22 protein-coding genes and 2 tRNA genes are annotated in these 18,690 nt (G+C 50.1%); 2 read left to right on the top strand and 22 right to left on the bottom strand.

Annotated elements, in window-relative coordinates; genetic code table 11:
• Nucleotides 1-4: 4 nt before the first annotated feature.
• The 4 genes from NZD86_RS12320 to NZD86_RS12305 form a co-directional block, all read right to left on the bottom strand.
• A complete protein-coding gene (locus NZD86_RS12320; protein WP_268042004.1) occupies nucleotides 5-241 on the bottom strand; it encodes a biotin/lipoyl-containing protein in 237 nt (78 codons plus the stop codon).
• Between the two features lie 87 nt (nucleotides 242-328).
• On the bottom strand, nucleotides 329-1,036 hold the full coding sequence (locus NZD86_RS12315; protein ID WP_268041999.1) for a biosynthetic peptidoglycan transglycosylase: 708 nt from the start codon (nucleotides 1,034-1,036) through the stop codon (nucleotides 329-331).
• A gap of 42 nt (nucleotides 1,037-1,078) precedes the next feature.
• Nucleotides 1,079-1,528 carry a cyclic-di-AMP-binding protein CbpB gene (gene cbpB, locus NZD86_RS12310; protein ID WP_268041996.1) on the bottom strand — a complete coding sequence of 150 codons (450 nt, stop codon included), beginning with the start codon at nucleotides 1,526-1,528 and terminating at the stop codon, nucleotides 1,079-1,081.
• A 104-nt stretch (nucleotides 1,529-1,632) separates the two neighbouring features.
• Nucleotides 1,633-1,824 (bottom strand): hypothetical protein, encoded by a 192-nt coding sequence (locus tag NZD86_RS12305; RefSeq protein WP_268041993.1) that lies wholly within the window; start codon nucleotides 1,822-1,824, stop codon nucleotides 1,633-1,635.
• A 127-nt stretch (nucleotides 1,825-1,951) separates the two neighbouring features.
• On the opposite strand from NZD86_RS12305, the gene NZD86_RS12300 reads away from it, so the two are divergent.
• Nucleotides 1,952-2,695, top strand: coding sequence for a polysaccharide deacetylase family protein (locus NZD86_RS12300; RefSeq protein WP_268041991.1), 744 nt, complete (start codon nucleotides 1,952-1,954; stop codon nucleotides 2,693-2,695).
• A gap of 29 nt (nucleotides 2,696-2,724) precedes the next feature.
• On the opposite strand, the gene NZD86_RS12295 is transcribed toward NZD86_RS12300, so the two are convergent.
• A complete protein-coding gene (locus NZD86_RS12295) occupies nucleotides 2,725-3,480 on the bottom strand; it encodes a CheR family methyltransferase (RefSeq protein ID WP_268041990.1) in 756 nt (251 codons plus the stop codon).
• A gap of 51 nt (nucleotides 3,481-3,531) precedes the next feature.
• Between NZD86_RS12295 and NZD86_RS12290 the strand changes: the two genes are divergently transcribed.
• Nucleotides 3,532-4,419, top strand: a complete 888-nt coding sequence (locus tag NZD86_RS12290) for a patatin-like phospholipase family protein (RefSeq protein WP_268041987.1) — start codon at nucleotides 3,532-3,534, stop codon at nucleotides 4,417-4,419.
• Nucleotides 4,420-4,475: 56 nt separating this feature from the next.
• On the opposite strand, the gene ndk is transcribed toward NZD86_RS12290, so the two are convergent.
• From ndk to cmk, 17 genes are all read right to left on the bottom strand, one after another.
• The gene (gene ndk, locus NZD86_RS12285) at nucleotides 4,476-4,925 is read right to left on the bottom strand and encodes a nucleoside-diphosphate kinase (RefSeq protein ID WP_407655158.1); all 450 of its coding nucleotides are present in this window, start codon (nucleotides 4,923-4,925) and stop codon (nucleotides 4,476-4,478) included.
• Nucleotides 4,926-4,989: 64 nt separating this feature from the next.
• Nucleotides 4,990-5,964, bottom strand: a complete 975-nt coding sequence (locus tag NZD86_RS12280; RefSeq protein WP_268041985.1) for a polyprenyl synthetase family protein — start codon at nucleotides 5,962-5,964, stop codon at nucleotides 4,990-4,992.
• Nucleotides 5,965-5,971: 7 nt separating this feature from the next.
• Nucleotides 5,972-6,685, bottom strand: a complete 714-nt coding sequence (locus tag NZD86_RS12275) for a demethylmenaquinone methyltransferase (RefSeq protein ID WP_268041983.1) — start codon at nucleotides 6,683-6,685, stop codon at nucleotides 5,972-5,974.
• A gap of 2 nt (nucleotides 6,686-6,687) precedes the next feature.
• Nucleotides 6,688-7,425, bottom strand: a complete 738-nt coding sequence (locus tag NZD86_RS12270) for a heptaprenyl diphosphate synthase component 1 (protein WP_268041980.1) — start codon at nucleotides 7,423-7,425, stop codon at nucleotides 6,688-6,690.
• 77 nt (nucleotides 7,426-7,502) lie between these two features.
• Nucleotides 7,503-7,742: a trp RNA-binding attenuation protein MtrB gene (mtrB, locus tag NZD86_RS12265; protein ID WP_268041978.1), complete on the bottom strand. Its 240-nt coding sequence runs from the start codon at nucleotides 7,740-7,742 to the stop codon at nucleotides 7,503-7,505.
• Between the two features lie 71 nt (nucleotides 7,743-7,813).
• A tRNA-Pro gene (locus NZD86_RS12260) sits at nucleotides 7,814-7,890 on the bottom strand.
• 360 nt (nucleotides 7,891-8,250) lie between these two features.
• Nucleotides 8,251-8,327, bottom strand: a tRNA-Pro gene (locus tag NZD86_RS12255).
• 124 nt (nucleotides 8,328-8,451) lie between these two features.
• On the bottom strand, nucleotides 8,452-9,930 hold the full coding sequence (gene spoIVA, locus NZD86_RS12250) for a stage IV sporulation protein A (RefSeq protein WP_268041976.1): 1,479 nt from the start codon (nucleotides 9,928-9,930) through the stop codon (nucleotides 8,452-8,454).
• 253 nt (nucleotides 9,931-10,183) lie between these two features.
• Nucleotides 10,184-10,567, bottom strand: a complete 384-nt coding sequence (gene gcvH, locus NZD86_RS12245; protein ID WP_268041974.1) for a glycine cleavage system protein GcvH — start codon at nucleotides 10,565-10,567, stop codon at nucleotides 10,184-10,186.
• Between the two features lie 98 nt (nucleotides 10,568-10,665).
• A complete protein-coding gene (locus tag NZD86_RS12240) occupies nucleotides 10,666-11,709 on the bottom strand; it encodes an NAD(P)H-dependent glycerol-3-phosphate dehydrogenase (protein WP_268046860.1) in 1,044 nt (347 codons plus the stop codon).
• On the bottom strand, nucleotides 11,703-12,317 hold the full coding sequence (plsY, locus tag NZD86_RS12235) for a glycerol-3-phosphate 1-O-acyltransferase PlsY (RefSeq protein WP_407655255.1): 615 nt from the start codon (nucleotides 12,315-12,317) through the stop codon (nucleotides 11,703-11,705). Before plsY ends, NZD86_RS12240 begins: the two co-directional genes overlap by 7 nt.
• A 30-nt stretch (nucleotides 12,318-12,347) precedes the next feature.
• Complete coding sequence (der, locus tag NZD86_RS12230; protein ID WP_268041970.1) at nucleotides 12,348-13,676, bottom strand: ribosome biogenesis GTPase Der; 1,329 nt, start codon at nucleotides 13,674-13,676, stop codon at nucleotides 12,348-12,350.
• Nucleotides 13,677-13,717: 41 nt separating this feature from the next.
• Nucleotides 13,718-15,088, bottom strand: a complete 1,371-nt coding sequence (locus NZD86_RS12225; protein ID WP_268041968.1) for a DUF512 domain-containing protein — start codon at nucleotides 15,086-15,088, stop codon at nucleotides 13,718-13,720.
• Between the two features lie 66 nt (nucleotides 15,089-15,154).
• Nucleotides 15,155-15,715 (bottom strand): hypothetical protein, encoded by a 561-nt coding sequence (locus tag NZD86_RS12220; protein ID WP_268041966.1) that lies wholly within the window; start codon nucleotides 15,713-15,715, stop codon nucleotides 15,155-15,157.
• Nucleotides 15,716-15,820: 105 nt separating this feature from the next.
• Nucleotides 15,821-16,990, bottom strand: coding sequence for a 30S ribosomal protein S1 (gene rpsA, locus NZD86_RS12215; RefSeq protein ID WP_268041964.1), 1,170 nt, complete (start codon nucleotides 16,988-16,990; stop codon nucleotides 15,821-15,823).
• Between the two features lie 369 nt (nucleotides 16,991-17,359).
• Nucleotides 17,360-17,965 (bottom strand): lysophospholipid acyltransferase family protein, encoded by a 606-nt coding sequence (locus NZD86_RS12210; RefSeq protein WP_268041962.1) that lies wholly within the window; start codon nucleotides 17,963-17,965, stop codon nucleotides 17,360-17,362.
• Nucleotides 17,955-18,632: a (d)CMP kinase gene (gene cmk, locus NZD86_RS12205; RefSeq protein ID WP_268041960.1), complete on the bottom strand. Its 678-nt coding sequence runs from the start codon at nucleotides 18,630-18,632 to the stop codon at nucleotides 17,955-17,957. Before cmk ends, NZD86_RS12210 begins: the two co-directional genes overlap by 11 nt.
• Between the last annotated feature and the right edge of the window lie 58 nt (nucleotides 18,633-18,690).

The following is an 18,690-nucleotide window of genomic DNA, read 5'->3' as shown; positions in this document are numbered from 1 at the left end:
CACATCAGACCGTCTCAATGCGGCAAATGACATCGTCCATCGACGCATTGTCACCGGCTTTAACAAGGATTTCCTTCAACGTTCCAGTGTGATCCGATGGGACCTCAATGGTCACCTTGTCCGTTGTCACTTCGAGTAACGGCTCGTCCTTTTCGACTTGGTCGCCAACCTGCTTCAACCAGGCAGTGACAAGCGCTTTGTCAACGCTGTCTCCAAGTTGCGGTAACTTCACATCTACCATAAGAAATATCCCCTTTATCTCGTACGACGTGCTGTTTTCAATCTACACGTAAAAAGTAAACGCGGCAACTGTTTCACGTGTCTCCGGTTATTTCCTCAAACGCAACGGCTCGCTGTAAATCTCCTTCGACTGAGACAGGGTGATCACCCCGGCGTCTACCATGTTTTCCAAGACGATGCGTTGACGCTTGCGCGCCAGAGAGATGGCCCGAAATGGGTCGTAGGCCGAAGGCGCGTTGGGAAGCCCCGCAAGCAGGGTCAACTCGGAAGCGTTGCACGCATTCGGAGTACGTCCGAAGTAGGTCTCAGCTGCATTGTACAGTCCATACGCGCCGTGGCCAAAGTAAATGACGTTCGTGTACAGTGTGAAGACCTCTTGTTTGGACATCGTGTCGTACAATCCAATAGCGTAGACCATTTGCACCGTCTTTCGATGTAAGGTTTTCCGCTTTGACAGGAGTGTATTGTCTACAAGTTGTTGCGTGATAGTCGATCCGCCCTCAATATAGCCATCCTTTTGTATGTCCACGAGAAGGCTTCGTGCAATGCCAACCGGATCGATTCCGGGGTCGTTCGAAAATCTTCGATCCTCAGTCGCAATTATCGCCTGACGGAATGTCACAGGAATCTGCTCGTAACTCACAGGATGGACGTGATGATCCAGAATCTGTTGCTTTGCGGCTGTGCGAACTTTGACTGCGACCGGATCGACAAATCGAAAATAGCCGTTTAGTGCGAATAGGGCTAAAGTCATCAAGACGAGCAATCCGAATAGGGATTTGACCAATCGTTTCAAGCACGCCCACCTCGTGTCCAAGAGTCGCTGTTTACCTAGATGCTACGATGGCCGTGAAGATTGGCGAATCAAGTTATGTAAAAATGCTAGAATTCCGCGTCGAGCCAACAACCCAGAAAACTGACCATCGCTGTCTTCGACACAAAGAAACGGGTTATCAATACTCAACTGGAGGGCCCGAATGAACGTTTGGTCGTCCCCAATCCGCGGCACGTCGGTGTTCATGACTTCCTCAACTGTGAATTGCGACAGAGATTCGAATTCGATCCGCTGCAAACCAAGAATTCTATCGAGAATGAGTGTCTTGCTAATAATGCCTGCAACGATACCGGAACTCGCAACGACTGGAATCGCCGAATACCCGGATTTAATGAGGACTAACAACGCATGTTCGGCCGAATGCGCCGGATGGACACACGCGACGTCTTCCGCGTCGATAACCAAGCGAGCGATTTCGTCATCCTGTAATGTCAGGGTTTCAATAGATTGCATAGGATTCAAGTTGACTCCTTTCGCCGGCCATGATGCTTTCTGCGGCGCTGCACCATATATCTTACCACGAAAGAGACGCGGCAATAAATGCCGCGCCTACGCCATCACTGTTTTAGCCCTGTTCTGCGACGAGCAATTTGAGGTGGTGGTGGCTCCACTTGATTTTCCGGTCGGTGTCCAAGTTCAGGCGCAACACCGCCGTCTTCTTGAAAACGGTCAATTCCGTCATACACTGAGTCTAAAAATAATTCACTTCCGTGCGCTTGGTTACCATCAGACACCGGACTATTGGACATGTCGTCGCCTCCCCCTAAAACATGATGACAGCAATCGTAGCCTTACCGTCCATTCCTTCAACTATTCGGATCTGGGTGCAATTTTGTCCGCATACAGGGCAACATATGGGCGGAAAGGATGAGCAAGATGCAACGAGTTTTTTTGTTAATGACCGCTCTGTTGCTGGTGTGCGGATTGAGTATTCCGGAGGTAGGAGCAAAGAAGAAGGACCGTTTTTATTTTGAACGCCTAGGTTACGCCCATTGGGAGTTCCCGGTGGATAAAAAAGTGATCGCACTCACGTTTGATGACGGACCTGACCCCATTTATACGCCCCAGGTTCTAGAACTATTATCAGCGTACCACCAGCACGCCACTTTCTTCCTCATCGGTCGCAAGGTTAAGCAATACCCGCAGATCGCACGTGACACAGCCCTTCTCGGCAATGAACTCGGCAATCATACATACACCCATCGGCATGTGGCTCGCATGACGGAAAGTGAACTAATACAGGAACTTAATGAAACACACGATGAAATTCAACGCGCAACAGGCGAAGACACAAAATACTTCCGACCGCCACGGGGATTTTACGACGAACGTTCGGTCTTAACCGCTTATCGCCATGGCTACCCCGTGGTTCTCTGGTCATGGGATGAGGACAGTCGGGATTGGGAAGCTCCCGGGGTTCACAACATTGTCAAGACAGTCATGTCGCACATCGACCCAGGCGACATTGTCTTATTCCACGATGGGACAGGAAACAGTAAACAAACCATCTCCGCACTGAAAATCATCTTGCCAGCTTTGCAGGAGCGAGGTTACCAATGTATTACGATTTCCGAGATGTCACGGCTTTCCCGAGCAGCCGCAAATGCCGCACATAAGTAACACTGCTCTTCAGCCGACTCGCTCATTGCTCACTGTTTTTCATACGTAAAAGGAGCAACTAATTTTAGATGCGGCAAGTTCAATCCAAAGAACTGTTCCGTGCTGCCGACAAACAAGAGCCCACCAACCCTTAACGAAAGCGTGAACTTGTCCAAAATTGACTGTTTTGTATCGTCCGTAAAATAAATCAACACGTTACGACATATGATCAAATCCATACCGGATGGATAACTGTCACTGAGGAGATTATGCTTTCGGTACTCAACCTGATCACGAATCTGTTTCTTTACCTGAAATTTGGTCCCGTCTACATCGAAGTACTTGTCCCGATATGATCTGTCTGTACCGCGAAGCTGCATGGAATCATAATTCCCCTGTGCAGCCTTCGCGAGGACCCGCTCGTCAATATCAGTCGCAAGAATCGTGTCGTGCTTGATGCCCAAGTAATCTAACAACATTGCCAGTGAGTAAGGTTCTTCACCAGTTGAGCAGGCAGCGCTCCATGCTTTAATCGGTTGTTTTCGATTCTGGAGAAGTTGACCTAACTGTTCCCAGCGTTCCGGGTTGCGGAAGAACTCCGAAACGTTAATCGTCATTTTATCGAGGAGTTCATCGAGTAACTCCCGACGTACACCCAATTCTCGAATATAACTGGGGAAATCATGAAACCCGCGCCGATCTCGGAGGTTTGTCAATCGCCGTTCCATTTGTGGACGCTTGTACTGAGTCAAATCGATTCCAGTTAACTGATGAAACGCATCCATAAACCATTCGAATTCGTCCATGATCTACACTCCTGAGGTTCGTCTGTACAAAGCGACAGTGAGGTGTTGCGTGTGGCGACGGAATCATCACCGTATCTCGGCCTCGCCTTGAGTGGCGGAACGTTAAAAGCCGCCGCACATGTGGGCGTGCTAAACGCTCTTGAGAAAATCGGCGTTCAGCCTGATGCAATAGCTGGGACAAGTGCCGGCTCCCTCGTCAGTGCGCTTTACGCACATGGATATCGGTCCAAGGAATTTGCTTGCTTATTGGAAAGTTTTCCCGGAGCACGGCTGATCGACTACGGCTTCCCCATGTGGTCCTCTGTGTGGTCATGGACAGTTCATCATGTTCGGCCCACTAAATCAAAAAAAATCCCGTATGTGCCCTCAGGACTTTTACGGGGGCGAAAATTGATGAAGTACATAGAGCGCCTGCTTGCTCCCCGACGTTCCATGATTCCACTATACATTGTCGCAACAGACTTGATCAGCGGTCTCCCCGTCGTTTTTACGACAGAGGACCACCCTATTAGCAATACATTATGCTTCACAATAAAGGACATCCCACGTGCTATCACCGGTAGTTGTGCTCTGCCGGGGATTTTTACACCCGTCGTCTTTAACGATTTGCTTCTCGTCGACGGAGCGATGCGCGACTATGTACCGGTCAAAGTCCTACACGAAGTGGGTTGCAAGAAAATCATAGCAGTAAACTTGTACCGTCTCACCAAAAAATATGAGCCAACCACGTTAGTCGATGTCTTGTCGCGATCGTTCGACATCCTACTCCGAGAATCAATCGACAACGATATTACGCCAGGGTCAACCACTTACGTTTTGGAGCCAGATTTAAGTGAAATCAAGTGGCGGCGTTTTTCACAAATGAATGAATGTGTTGAAATAGGCCGAAAACTTGTCGAACAAAAGAAAGACTCCATCCTCGCTTTTGCCCGCCAATAGCGAAATAACGCCAAAATGGGCCCCGAAGGGCCCATTCTCCATATCCAGATAGCGTCTTATGCCAACCACACGTCAACTGACTTATCATAGGAGACGGTTTCGTTCTTGAACCACAAGTTGATTTCGCGAGCAGCACTCTCCGGAGAGTCAGATCCGTGAATGATGTTCATTCCGATAGTCAGACCGAAATCACCACGAATGGTTCCAGGAGCAGATTCTGCAGGATTGGTTGACCCCATCAAGGTGCGGGCAACACTAATCGCGTTGTCACCTTCAAGAACAAACGCGAACACAGGTGAAGATGTAATAAACGAAACCAAGTCCTTAAAGAAAGGGCGTTCCTTGTGTTCAGCGTAATGTTCCTCAGCAAGCGCCTGCGGAACTTGCATCAATTGCGCTGCCACCAATTTAAGGCCCTTCCGTTCAAACCGACTTACAATTTCCCCGACGAGACCTCTCTGTACGCCGTCAGGTTTAACCATTACAAACGTCTTTTGGACTGCCACACAAGCCACTCCTTTAGCTGTTCTTGCCAGCGTAATTGTACGAGACTTATCGTCATACTTCAACCTAAAAAGCGCGTTCCGCAACGAATCGAGTCAATACCCCTAGTTCTTGTTGAACTCGCGATTCGCTTACCCGACGCAAAACGGAAAGGGCCTTCTTTAAGTATTTTTCAGCAAAGGTCCTCGCTACACTGAGTCCATCGGATTCAGTAATCAATCTAATGGCTTCGTCGGCGGCGTCATTTGGCATGCCTGCTTGAACAAGTTGACGCAACCGCTCGCCCGTCCGATTGTTCTGGGCTGCAATCAGTGCAGGAAGCGTGATATTTCCCTGTCGTAGGTCACCGCCCACGGGCTTTCCGACAACTTGAACACTCCCGGTAAAGTCCAGTAAATCATCAATAATTTGGAAGGCCATACCCGTATAGTGACCAAATAGCCGAAGGACATTCACATCCACGTCAGATGCACCGCCCACACGAGCCCCAAGTGAGCAGCTTAACGCGATGAGTAGTGCCGTTTTGCGCTCAATTCTGCGCAAATAGGTTCTGATTGATTGGTCCCAGTTGAAAAAATCGCGAATCTGTTCAACCTCGCCCTGGCAAAGGCGCACCATTCCCAATGCCATTGGTTGATGTACGCGTTCATCGTCAACTTCCGCCAGTAACTGAATGGCGCGCCCAAACAAAAAGTCACCCGTGTACATCGCAGCTAGATTCCCATGCTCACTGCGAACTGTCGGTTTTCCCCGACGAAGATCGGCTCCGTCGATCACGTCATCGTGTACAAGCGTAGCCATGTGGGTCAGCTCCAACGCCGCAGCCACTTTAGCCACCCGTAACGATGTGGCCTCCGATCTCCTTGAAACCGTTCCGCAGATCAGTGCAAACAGCGGACGAAGCCGCTTACCACCGGCATCGATTAGCTGATTGTTGGCGGCACTCAGTATCTTGTGTCGAGAAACGGCACGCTCGTGTAAGATGTGCTCAACCTGATCCAATTCAGCGTAGTAGTTTTGATACACACTGTTAAAATCCAACCCGTGTTCACGCCTCTCGTTTGTAGCCAAGGTGCAGAGCAGCAATCCCGAACGTGAGTGCATAACTTCTCACGTTTACCATCCCTGCATCACGAAACATTTGCTCGAGTCGCTTCCGGTCCGGGAAATCAGTCAGGGATTCCGGGAGCCAAGCGTACGGTGTCTTATCCTTCACTACCAGCGCCCCGATGCGAGGAAGGATTTTGTAGAAATAAAAGTAATACAGTTTCCGAAACAACGCAAAATCCGGTTTCGACAGCTCAAGTGAGACCACAACCCCGCCCGGTTTGACCACGCGCAGCATTTCGCTCAAACACTGTTCAACATTTGGGACATTACGCAATGCGAAACCGATTGTAGCGATATCAAACTGATTGTCTTCAAATGGCAAGTCCATGGCGTTCCCGTGCACAAATTCTATTCGATCTCGCTGTGCACAGGTAGCTAATCGCTCATTCGCAACTTCCAACATCGCCTCAGTGAAATCCAGGCCGATAACCCGGCCTTCGGGCCCGATCTGTTTCGCCATGGCGTACGTCCAAGCACCCGTTCCGGCGGCGACGTCCAAAATTCGAGAATCCCGTCTAAACTGAATTTGCTTCATGGCAAAATGACGCCACAAGCGATGTTGCTGAAAACTCAAAACGGAATTCATGAAATCGTACCGCCGTGCAATTTTGGTGAAGACTTCATGTACATGTGTCGCTTTATCGCCCTGCATAGCTATTGGTTCCCTTCCGCTAAGTGCATGTGCTCAACCGTTTCTTGGATGGGCCTAAAATACTCGACCAAGAAGTTATAAAGGGGGCCAACTAATGCTGTGGATGGCAACGTGACAACACGGTCCATGGAATCTGACAACCATTCAGATGCTTGACGTATGGTGAAGTTGTGTTTCGATCTGCGTGCAAGCAATTCGTCTTGAACAACGTGAGCTTGTACGAGAGACTGCACATGGGTAAGCCAGGCACCATCTTCACCAAGGTAATAAGATGCGAGCGCCTTCAGGAGTTCACCGCGTACAATCCCCATCAAGCCCATGTAGTCCTGCGACGACAATCGACCACCTTCCAAAACAATGGTCATCTTGGCCTCATTAATTCGGGCTACAGCATCACACAGAACGTACATCAAGCGACTTTGATTGAGCCCGGCGAGCAGAAAGTAGTACTTACTACTATCGTAATCTCCCGCCAACACGATAAGACTTTGCTTCTCGCCTTCCCACTCGTCCACATGGTCATGGATGGACAGCCCCTGTTCCAACAGCAACACAGCGGCTAGCACTTCTTCAATTTCCGACTCGGTCACGTCTGCCGCTGTCAAGATGGCATAACCGACATCAAAGTGAAAGCGACTGACGGATTGGCTGATTCGGCGGGACGCCAAATAGTCATGATGCATATGTTCCATTGCACGACGCTCGACGCGTCTGAACAAACTTTCCTTGCAATCCGTCAAGCCTGTGTCATCTCCTTATGTATCACGCCGTTCACAGTCGACACCGCTCCAAATAGTATACCACAAACGGATATGACTTACTTTTCGTCTCCTGCGTCGGTTCGAATGGTACCATGTTTCGTATAGAGCACCGCTTTGCCGCGAATTTTCATCGCTGATGTATGCTCTGTAAATTGAGCAATCATGACTTCGTTCTTATCCAACTTCTCGGCGTGATGAAACCGAGTTTCCTGGCCGCGTGTCATTCCAATCACTTGAACTCCGTTTTCACGTGCATGAATGACGAAGTAGTCTCCTAATACAGGTGAGTCTGCCATATCCGAACCCCCTAATATAGCGAGAAATGGTTTCTAAAAACAGCGAAAACCAGCGTATTCACGCTGGTTTATGGTCGGAATGACGGGATTCGAACCCGTGACCTCTACCTCCCCAAGGTAGCGCGCTACCAGGCTGCGCCACATCCCGCTATCCTCGGCCATGAACGATTGTTATTCGCGGAATCCAACGACGTTCGTATTCGATCGCTTAACAATGTTACCACTTCGCCACGCTCATTTGCAAGAAGCAAACATAAAACGATTTTAGCCTCATTCCCTCATTTCAGGACAAAGCACAGTCCCGCATCCATGTCGCGTTGCGTAAACGGTCAAAATGAACAGGTCGATACCACGTATGAAACTGCGCGCAAACTTGGCGTCTCTTCGAACATCAAATAGCCCCTTATTCGATTGCTTCGCCGAATAAGGGGCTTGACTTGACCACCTATTGATCTGAACACACGTCGGATTCACACACAAAGTGCATTTAGTATGTAAAATAGACTATTGGTCGGAATGACGGGATTCGAACCCGTGACCTCTACCTCCCCAAGGTAGCGCGCTACCAGGCTGCGCCACATCCCGTTTTTTAAGTGCACGAACTATTATAGCGTGATCCGTACCAATCCGCAACACCCCATGTTTCGTTTGTGCAGAAAAAAACCAAACCCAGGTAATAGAATACCCAGGTTTGGCCTGGAGGCTCGTGTTACAGGATGATGGCGATCAGCCCGCCACTGCCCTCATTGATAATCCGCTGCAACGTTTCCTTCAACTTGAACTGGGCGTTTTCTGGCATCAGCGAGAGTTTGCCCGAGATCCCTTCACGGACGATTGCCGCCAGTGATTTACCGAAGATGTCGCTTTCCCAGATTTTCAGTGGGTCCTTCTCAAAATCCTGCATGAGATAGCGAACAAGTTCTTCCGACTGCTTTTCCGTGCCGACTATTGGAGCAAACTCGCTTTCCACATCAACTCGTATCATGTGAATGGACGGTGCAGTTGCTTTCAATCGTACGCCAAAACGCGATCCCTGCCTGATTAGTTCCGGCTCATCCAAAGTCATTTCTTCCAAGGCCGGCGGTGCGATTCCGTAGCCAGTCAATTTCACCATGCGAAGTGCTTCGGCTACTTTGTCGTACTCTTTCTTCGCGTAAGTAAAGTCCTTCATCATGCGCAGCAGTTGATCGCGACCCGTAATTTGCACGCCGACGACTTCCGTCAAGACGCGATCGTATAACTCGTCGGGTGCGTCCAGGTCGATGACGGCCACGCCCTGACCCATATCCATATGCGACAGGCCGGCATTCGAAACGAATTCGTAGTCTGTGAACTGGGCCACAACCCGATCAATATCGCGGATACGGCGAATATCCTGAATCGTGTCGCGAACCGAGTCATGGAACTGCTGACGCAGCCAGTGCTCATCATCGAGAACCATTACCCAGTTCGGTAAGTTCACGTTGACCTCTTTGACTGGGAATTCATAAAGTGCTTCACGCAACACGTAATTGATTTCGTGTGTTGTCAAGGTTGAGCAGGACAGGGCGATGACTGGCACGTCGTACTTCGCCATTAGTTCATCACGTAAGTCCTGAGCCCGCGGATGCTCGGGATTGACTGAGTTGACCAAGATGACGAACGGCTTACCCAGTTCTTTGAGCTCCTCCACGACACGTTCTTCCGCCTCGACATATCCCTCGCGCGGAATCTCCGCCACACTACCGTCAGTCGTAACAACGACACCGATTGTGGAGTGATCCGCAATGACCTTGCGCGTACCAATTTCTGCGGCTTCTTGAAACGCCACAGGCTCATCGAACCATGGGGTCGTGACCATTCTCGGACCGTTTTCGTCTTCATATCCTCGAGCACCGTTTACCGCATAGCCAACACAGTCCACGATGCGAATGTTTACGTCTAACCCTTCAGCGACACTCACTTCGACAGCTTGGTTGGGGATGAACTTCGGTTCGGTCGTCATGATCGTTCGTCCCGCCGCACTTTGTGGCAATTCGTCGGTTGCCCGAACGCGTTCAGCCTCGTCCTTTATGTTCGGAAGCACAATCAATTCCATGAACTTTTTAATAAAGGTCGACTTGCCAGTGCGCACGGGGCCGACCACGCCGAGGTAGATGTCGCCCCCCGTTCGCTCAGCAATATCCTTAAAGACGTCGAATTTTTCCACGCTTCTCCCTCCTCAAGATGACCGGCGTAGACTGCTACGTACGCATGCCTTGCCCCGGCCCACTGACAATCCCCGTAGACTGTCCCGGTGTCGGTGGACAGTAGAAAATATATGCGTCACACCCCAGGGTAATGCTTGTTTTCGAAACTCGTCCCTGACGTTGACTATATATACGGCCAGCAGACACGAAGTAGAACGAAATATAAAAAAAGGTTGCGGAACGTGTCCCGCAACCCTGAAAACGATTCATTTTCTATTCGTTGATATGTTTCTCGTAGCCAGCCGCATCCAACAAAGCGTCCAACTCACTCTTGTCGTCCATTTCCACGACAACCATCCACCCGTCGTCGTAAGGGCTGCTGTTCACCTTTTCAGGTGTGTCTTGTAGGGAAGAATTCACCTCAGCAACAGACCCGCTTAATGGTGCAAACAAATCCGATACCGTCTTGACGGACTCAACCGTACCGAAGGTCTCGCCGGCAGCGAGTTTCGCCCCAACTTCAGGCAATTCGACATAGACAATGTCACCTAGTTCATCTTGTGCAAAATCTGTAATTCCGATATAAGCCCGATTGCCATCAACACGAACCCATTCGTGCTCCTTGGAGAACTTCAAATTGTCCGGAACTTTGCTCATGGTGATCCTCCCGTATTGAGAATGGAGCCTAGCTTCGGCATTAGTTTAGCAAAACTTGGTCAAAAGACCAAGCGTCCCGCGACGCATTGGCCAAGAGATTATGGACGCCTCCAGTCATGCGTCAACGGTTGCTGTCCAACATCTTCCATTTCGTGATTTTTATCGCGTTGCATGAGCTCACGTACTGCGTTTTCAGGAGCCACCAAGCCCTCTAACACGCGTCGCAAAGCTCTCGTGATCGGCATCTCGACATGATGGCTCGAAGCCAACTCGGCCGCCGCAAACGTCGTTCCCACGCCTTCCACCGCCATCCCAATCTGAGACAGCGTTTGCGACAGCGTTAAACCAGAAGCCAGCAACTTGCCTGCGCGATAGTTTCGACTATGTGAACTTGTACACGTGACGATCAGGTCGCCGACGCCGGCTAGTCCTGAAAAAGTCAGCGGTGACGCACCGAGTTGAACACCTAATCTGGTCATCTCTGCGAGACCGCGCGTCATGAGGGCAGCCTTGGTATTGTCGCCGAGGTCCAGTCCATCGGTGAGCCCGACACCCAACGCGATGATATTCTTAAGGGTGCCGCCCAGCTCAACCCCCACCATGTCGGACTGAGTGTAGACCCGAAGGTGCTCGTTCATGAGGACATCCTGTGCCATCTCGGCAGCACTTCTACTTTCACTTGCGACGACGACCGTGGTCGGTTTCCGGCGAACAACCTCTTCCGCATGGGACGGGCCAGAGAGCACAACCAATCGGCCCGCAATTTTCGGCAATGCCTTTGCCATGTACTCCGCGACTCGCGTGTTGTCCGGTCGAATAAATCCTTTTACAGCGTGCACAACGCACGCCTCGCTCGATATGTATGGTGCGACCAGAGTACACACGTCTGGAATGGCCTTGGACGGAACGGATACAATGACGAAATTCGCGTCCGTCAATGCTTCGTTGACGTCGTCTGTCGCACGAAGAGTCGTCGACAGTTCAGCACCAGGCAAATACCGATCATTCTCGTGCCGGTAATTCAGAGAATCAACGACGCGCCTGTCACGTCCCCACACGATGACATCGTGGCCATTCGAGCTCAACACATTGGCCAGCGCTGTTCCCCAACTGCCGGCACCCAGTACAGCCGCCTTCAAAATTCATCACTCTTTTTATCAAACAATTTGCGTTCTTTGCCGCGGATCAAGCGTCCGATGTTCTCTCGATGACGGTAGATCGACAACAGTGCCAGAACAACCGACGCCCACAACGCTGCGCTGTGCGACGGGGCCCAAATGGCCAGCAAAATTGGAATCAATACTGACAAAATCAAGGAGCCCAACGACACATATCTTGTTAAGGCAATGACAACAATACAAATAACGCCAGCGATGATGGTCATGATGGGCGCCAACCAGAGCAGTACACCAATCGTTGTGGCAATTCCCTTGCCGCCTCGGAAACCAAAAAAGATGGGCCAATTATGCCCAAGCACTACGGCAATCGAACTGAGAGCGAGTGCAACAGAATTGCCCCCTGTCATTCCATAGACAATCCAGAGTGCAACCATCCCTTTTATGCCGTCGATAATCAGGACGATGATACCCCATGCTGTCCCCAACATCCGCAGCGTATTTGTCGCGCCAGCATTACCGCTTCCATGTTGGCGAATGTCTTTTCCCGCAACCAATCGCACAACTATGGTCGATGTCGAAATGGAACCTACCAAGTAAGCGACAATGATGCCCAAAATGGTCCACAATACGATCACGTTTCCCTCTCCCCACCCGTTGATGGTCTACGCATCTTCTCCTTGGGACCGCGTCCGCATGCGAATGCGAATCGGTGTTCCTTGGAAACCAAAAGCTTCTCGCAACTGATTCTCCAAATACCGTTCATAAGAAAAGTGCGATAGTTCTTGGTCATTGACGAAGATGATAAATGTCGGCGGCCTCACGGATGCCTGTGTCCCGTAGTACAGTTTCAGTTTTCTACCTTTCGTCGAAGGCGGAGCAACTGATACTTGAGCGTCAGCAAGCACACGATTGAGGGCCGATGTTTGCACACGCATGACTAGATTCTCGGCAATATCACGCGCCAATGTTAAGGCACGAGAAACCCGCTGGCCAGTCAGTGCGGAAACAAACAAGATGGGAGCCCAGCGCATGAACGGAAAATGGCTGCGAATCTCCTCCTCAAAACGATGCGCTGTCTTGTCGTCTTTGTCAACAGCGTCCCACTTATTCACAAGAAATGCGATAGCGCATCCTGCATCAAGGGCGTAGCCAGCGACACGTTTGTCCTGCTCGGCAATTCCGCGTTCAGCATCGATGACAATAAAACAGACGTCTGCCCGTTCCATTGCGCGCACAGCACGTAAGACACTGTACTTCTCGATGCTCTCGTATACTTTGCCACGCCGCCGGACGCCGGCCGTGTCGACAAGAACGTATTTTTGGTCATCACGTATGATCGGCGTGTCGACCGCGTCCCGGGTCGTTCCTGCGACGTCACTGACCATGACCCGGTTCTCACCGAGCAGGCGATTGACAAGACTTGACTTACCGACGTTTGGTCTCCCAATAAACGCGATGCGGATTGCGTCTTCATCGATAGCTTCTTCCTCGTAGCTTGGAAGCAATTCCACAACGCGATCAAGAACGTCTCCCGTCCCCATACCGTGCTCGGCCGAAAGTGGTATCGGTTCGCCGAAACCAAGGCTATAAAACTCGTAACTCTGTGCGTGATGACTATGGTGATCGAGCTTATTTACGCCGAGCACAACCGGTTTTTTGGACCGACGTAGGAACTCTGCCACATACTCATCCTGAACAGATAATCCCCCTCGTCCATCGACGAGGAACAAGATGACATCCGCTTCGTCGATTGCAAGTTGAGCTTGCACGCGGATGAGGTTTCCCATCTCATCCTCTTCATCCATTTCGATCCCGCCGGTATCGATCAAATCAAATTTAACGCCGTTCCACTCACCCTTGGCGTACAGGCGGTCGCGCGTCACGCCAGGAACATCCTCGACAATGGACAGACGTTCACCAATAATGCGATTAAACAGCGTTGACTTTCCTACATTTGCACGACCGACAATGGCCACAACTGGTGCTGACATGTCTGCTATTCCCTTCTCTGGAGAATGACAACTGACAATCTTTACTGGGCATTCGCTACGCTTCGCAATGTAGCTTCGTACCGACGCCGAGGTGGCAGTGCCTGAGTGTATCCCAGGGTTCCATAAACTAAGCCCATTCCCGTGGCAGGTACGACGGTAATATCCGTTTTTAGTGCTCGCTTCATGTCATCGACTCGAAAATCGTCCAGACAGATATCATCGTCATCTTTTAGCATAATATCCGGCAACAGCAGTGTATCAAAATGAGCCACTTTGCCAGCGAGTTGAGCCATAATGTCCGTGGCTGTTAATAACCCAGCAACGGAAACATTGTTCCCGTAAAAATTGTTGACAATCGGGAGCACCTCATAATGAAGACCATGAACACCATCAAACCGTTTCATTGAGGCGCGAATGGTACGTTCTGCTGACACGCTCGTGATGATCCCAACTTTTCGACGTTCACCGTTGATTCGCTTGGGTGCTTTCGGGTAAGCTTCATCGAGTTCATCTAAAAATGTGCGAATGACACCGACGCCGTTTTCTGTTTGAGAAAAGTCGTCGTAGTAATCACTCGGCGGCACAGGCTCATTAGCCAACACATAGAACTCATCCGCTGCATGCACAAACGAAGTGCCCAACTCAGGGCGCAACTTCTCTTGCCACTCACGAACTTGGTGAACCACTTGCCGAGCTTCCTCAGATGTACAACTGCGCAGTTTGTGAAGCCCACGACGGTGCTTTGTAAGTCCTACAGGAACCACCGACAGCGTGCGTACCGCAGGATAAAACGGTGCCAAGTCACGGATGGTCCGATCCAACTCTTCACCATCATTCCACTCAGGACACAGGACGATTTGCGTATTCATTTCAATGTCGTGATCGGCAAGGTAGGAAATCTGATTTAAGATCTCTCCTGCTTTCTTGTTACCGACCATCCGTACGCGCAATTGTGGGTTTGTTGCATGGACGGAGATGTTGAGCGGCGACATCTTCAAGCGGACGATCCGCTCCAGTTCGCCTTCCTTCAAGTTTGTCAACGTAACGAAGTTCCCGTGCAGAAAGGACAGACGATAATCATCGTCACGTACGTTTAAAGTCTTCCGCATTTGACCTGGAATTTGGTCAACAAAGCAAAACACGCACTTGTTATGACACAAGTGCACCCGATCCACGGTAGGGTGTTCCCATTCCACACCCAAGCCTTCATCGTAGTCCTTGTCAACTTCGATTTGCCATACTTCACCATCGACGCGTTTCACTTCGAGTTCGATCTCTTCATCCGCTAAGGCGAACTGCAGATCGACGATATCATTAATGGTCGTCCCATTTATCTTTAACAATTCATCGCCAGGCTGCAGATCGAGTTCCTCTGCCAAAGAGCCTGGGCGAACTAGTCTAATTTTTGGCATGGATAGATCCCCCTCATTCCTCACATACATCTCGACATTATGCGATATAGACAGAGCCACGTCAAATTATACAATTTTGTGCCGACTTCGTTGGTTAAAAGCACGAATACCCATACGAACGCAATGAATGGATGCCAATGCAGTCTCCAAAGCCCAAAATAGCCCAATTAAATGGAGTACATTTACAGACACACCTGTCCACAGTTCAATGCAGAAAGCGCCAAGATAAAAGATTCCAGCAGAGCACCACATGGAATTCAAGTCACCGGCAAAGATCATCAATAATAAGGCTATGACCAACGCGCCGACAACCCCAGAGGATATGCCACACAGCGTCGCAAACGGATACAGGCGTTGGCATTGATGATGAAAGATGGCCGTGAGACCTCCTTGAACAATGCCTTGCAATTTACCATGAACTGAATGTAAATGCAGAGCCCGGACGGCGCTCAGCACAATCGGACCGACCATGAGATAGGGGGATGGAACCAACGCGTGAAGAAGCGTTACGCAAATGATAGTTCCAACAATGACGAGATCTCCAATGAGATGAAATCGCTTGTCCAAACCAAACCGAGGAAGTAAAAGAAGAACTGAACAAAAAATCAAGGTTTGGTGCCAATCCATCACCACACCTCCAGGCACTAGAAGTATGTGGAAATGAATCAAGATTATGCGTGAATAAAAAGGGCTGCTCATTTTGAGCAGCCCTTAGGTCAACACAACTGTGAATTAATCTTTGAAGAGATCCCCGAACAAATCCCCAAGTGTTGCCCCTGTACCGGAAGAAGGCATTTCTGGCTGGCGTTCGGTCTGACGACGAGGTTCACGACGACGAGGTTGATTGTCTGAACCACCGCCGCTCGCTTCCTTCATGGAAAGCGATATACGTCTACGATCCGGCTCAACACTCAAAATTTTAACTGTCACTTCTTGACCCGGCTCGAGTACATCAGACGGTTGCGCAACGTGTTCGTTGGAGATTTGAGAAACGTGCACCAATCCTTCCAAACCAGGTTGAAGTTCTACAAAGGCACCGAAATCCACAACCCGTTTAACAGTACCTTTGACTACGTCACCAGCATGGAACTGTGTCGCGTATTGCTCCCATGGTTCCGGCTCAGCTGCCTTAATGGATAAGGAAATTCGTCCAGCATCAGGATCTATCCGTAAAACTCGGACTTTCACGTGGTCTCCCTCTTTGACGACGTCTGAAGGGTGATCAACATGGCTGTATGACAGTTCGGAAATGTGAACCAAACCATCGGCACCGCCGACATCCACAAAAGCGCCGAAATCAGTCAATCGCTGAACAACGCCCTCGACAACGGTACCCGGCTGCAGTTTTTCCATTAACTCGTGAGCTTTTTCTTCTTGTTCCGCTTCAAGAACTGCCCGACGCGATAAAATCAGTTTGTTTTTCTCCGGATCGAGTTCTACGACCTTCACCCGGAGGGTCTTCCCTTTAAACTCGTTTAGATCTTCCACGAAGCGACGATCAACAAGGGATGCCGGAATAAACGCACGCACACCCACATCAGCCACTAGGCCGCCCTTTACGACATCTCGAACTTCAATGTCAAAAGCCTCTTGACTATCGAAAAGCGCCTGCATTTTGTTCCATGCTTCGGATTGTTCGGCACGACGCTTGGACAAAGCGACTTGTCCGGACTCCATGTCGACTTTTGTGACTACTGCAGTCACATTATCGCCCACAGCAAGCACCTGCGCAGGTTGTGTTCCAGGTAGTGCAGACAATTCCTGTGGCGAGATATGACCCTCAAATCCGTGCGACAAAGCGACGGTCACACCGTTATCATCAACGGCGGTAACTTCGCCGGTGACGGTATCCCCCTCGTGCACAGCTCCATCGGTCAGCATTTCCCGTAAATCCTCTGACATTAGATTGCCTCCTGTTCCAGTTCAACGAAAAGTTTATTAAAGTCAACGCACGACTAAGCCGGCGCTAATTCGTTTTCGGTGAAAGCCTTCGGAAACGATACAAAATCACGGCAGCCGATACGATTAGAATGCCTAAAATCGGCAACCAAAACACATTCGCTCGAGGCCAAATTTGATGCGCACATCCAACACCGAATATCATAGTTATGACGCCAACGAGTGCCAAAGTCAAATGAGTTCGCCGTTTCCCGACACGGTTATCGTTACTCTGGATAGGCTCCAGGCGTGATAACACGGAAACATACAGCAGTACACCCAATAATACTGTAACATAAAGAACGAGGATTTGGACAATCTCTCCGCTATGTATCATGATTGGTTTCCATCTTGTCTCAACAGACTCTCGATACGGTCTCTCAATTCGTCGAGGAAGTCTCTTCCTGACTCACTCCGTGCCTCCATAGGCTCACCAAACCTTACCATAAGGGGACGAAAACGGCGATATGGACCGACAATAGCAGCAGGGACGACGACTCCGTTTGCTTTTTTCGCGATCGATGCCACCCCTGGTAGAAAACTTCCAAGTTCCCCGGTTTTTGACCGGTGCCCCTCCGGAAACATGACAAGACAACCGTCAGATTGCACAACGTTGATCGCCGTTCGAATTGCGTTTTTATCAATTTTTCCCCGGTGGATGGGAAAGGCTCCTAACACGGAGAAAATCTTGCCCAAAACCGGAACACTGAATAGCTCCGCTTTGCCCATAAACCGTATGTATCGTGTTACACAGATTCCAATAAGCGGCGGATCGAGATTGCTTAAATGGTTAGAAGCAATGATAATGCCACCGTCAACTGGGATGTTCTCTAGTCCTTCTACTCGAAGGTTATAAGAGAGTCGAAAGTAGGAGGTGACGACAAACCTGGCAAAACGATAGAAAGGTGTCTGGTGAGTTATCGTTTGGTTATCGGACATGGGCGTTCTCCACAAGTTGCAAAATTTCATTGACGACTGCCTCAATGCTCTTTGACGTGGAGTCAATGCGGTGAGCGTCATCCGCGGCAACTAAAGGAGCAACCGCTCGTTCACAATCCCGTCGATCACGCTCTTCGACAGCTCGAACAATATCCTCAAACGGCACTTCGAAACCCCTGCCTTGATACTCAGATTGCCTGCGTCTAGCCCGTTCGCGTACATCTGCTGTCAAGAACACCTTGACAGTGGCGTGGGGCAACACGACTGTACCAATATCGCGTCCATCCATAACAACTGAGTGGTCTCGAGCGAACGCCCGTTGCCATTCGGTCAAACGAGTCCTCACTTGTGGATGAGCCGCAACAGCCGAAACACGTGAGCTCACGTCCGGATCTCGGAGTGCTTTCGTGACCTCAAGACCATCTACAGATACCCGAATACCTCCATCCGTGCCTTCTGCAAACACAACATCGTGCGTGTTGAGAAGGTGTTCCACGGCGACCGCGTCCTCAGCATCCACGCGGTGTCGCAAACAAAGGTAGGCTACTGCCCGGTACATAGCCCCTGTGTCTACGTACAAGAACTGAAGGCGTTTTGCCACCATTTTTGCAACAGTGCTCTTACCAGCTCCCGCTGGTCCGTCAATTGCGACGCTTATAGGATACATCCAGCTAACCCCTTACCAAGTCATTCATCATATACTACACAAAAAAAGGCAGGCTTCT

This window comes from Alicyclobacillus dauci, from assembly GCF_026651605.1.
In the GTDB taxonomy this organism is placed as follows: Bacteria; Bacillota; Bacilli; order Alicyclobacillales; family Alicyclobacillaceae; genus Alicyclobacillus; species Alicyclobacillus dauci.
This window is presented reverse-complemented; position numbering and strand designations above follow the sequence as displayed.

What these genes read in the sequence shown, in the direction of transcription:
- NZD86_RS12320 (WP_268042004.1), bottom strand. Translation starts at nt 241, where the DNA reads ATGGTAGATGTGAAGTTACCGCAACTTGGAGACAGCGTTGACAAAGCG.
- cbpB (WP_268041996.1), bottom strand. Translation starts at nt 1,528, where the DNA reads ATGCAATCTATTGAAACCCTGACATTACAGGATGACGAAATCGCTCGC.
- NZD86_RS12305 (WP_268041993.1), bottom strand. Translation starts at nt 1,824, where the DNA reads ATGTCCAATAGTCCGGTGTCTGATGGTAACCAAGCGCACGGAAGTGAA.
- NZD86_RS12300 (WP_268041991.1), top strand. Translation starts at nt 1,952, where the DNA reads ATGCAACGAGTTTTTTTGTTAATGACCGCTCTGTTGCTGGTGTGCGGA.
- NZD86_RS12295 (WP_268041990.1), bottom strand. Translation starts at nt 3,480, where the DNA reads ATGGACGAATTCGAATGGTTTATGGATGCGTTTCATCAGTTAACTGGA.
- NZD86_RS12275 (WP_268041983.1), bottom strand. Translation starts at nt 6,685, where the DNA reads ATGCAGGGCGATAAAGCGACACATGTACATGAAGTCTTCACCAAAATT.
- mtrB (WP_268041978.1), bottom strand. Translation starts at nt 7,742, where the DNA reads ATGGCAGACTCACCTGTATTAGGAGACTACTTCGTCATTCATGCACGT.
- gcvH (WP_268041974.1), bottom strand. Translation starts at nt 10,567, where the DNA reads ATGAGCAAAGTTCCGGACAATTTGAAGTTCTCCAAGGAGCACGAATGG.
- der (WP_268041970.1), bottom strand. Translation starts at nt 13,676, where the DNA reads ATGTCAGCACCAGTTGTGGCCATTGTCGGTCGTGCAAATGTAGGAAAG.
- NZD86_RS12225 (WP_268041968.1), bottom strand. Translation starts at nt 15,088, where the DNA reads ATGCCAAAAATTAGACTAGTTCGCCCAGGCTCTTTGGCAGAGGAACTC.
- NZD86_RS12220 (WP_268041966.1), bottom strand. Translation starts at nt 15,715, where the DNA reads ATGGATTGGCACCAAACCTTGATTTTTTGTTCAGTTCTTCTTTTACTT.
- rpsA (WP_268041964.1), bottom strand. Translation starts at nt 16,990, where the DNA reads ATGTCAGAGGATTTACGGGAAATGCTGACCGATGGAGCTGTGCACGAG.
- NZD86_RS12210 (WP_268041962.1), bottom strand. Translation starts at nt 17,965, where the DNA reads ATGTCCGATAACCAAACGATAACTCACCAGACACCTTTCTATCGTTTT.
- cmk (WP_268041960.1), bottom strand. Translation starts at nt 18,632, where the DNA reads ATGTATCCTATAAGCGTCGCAATTGACGGACCAGCGGGAGCTGGTAAG.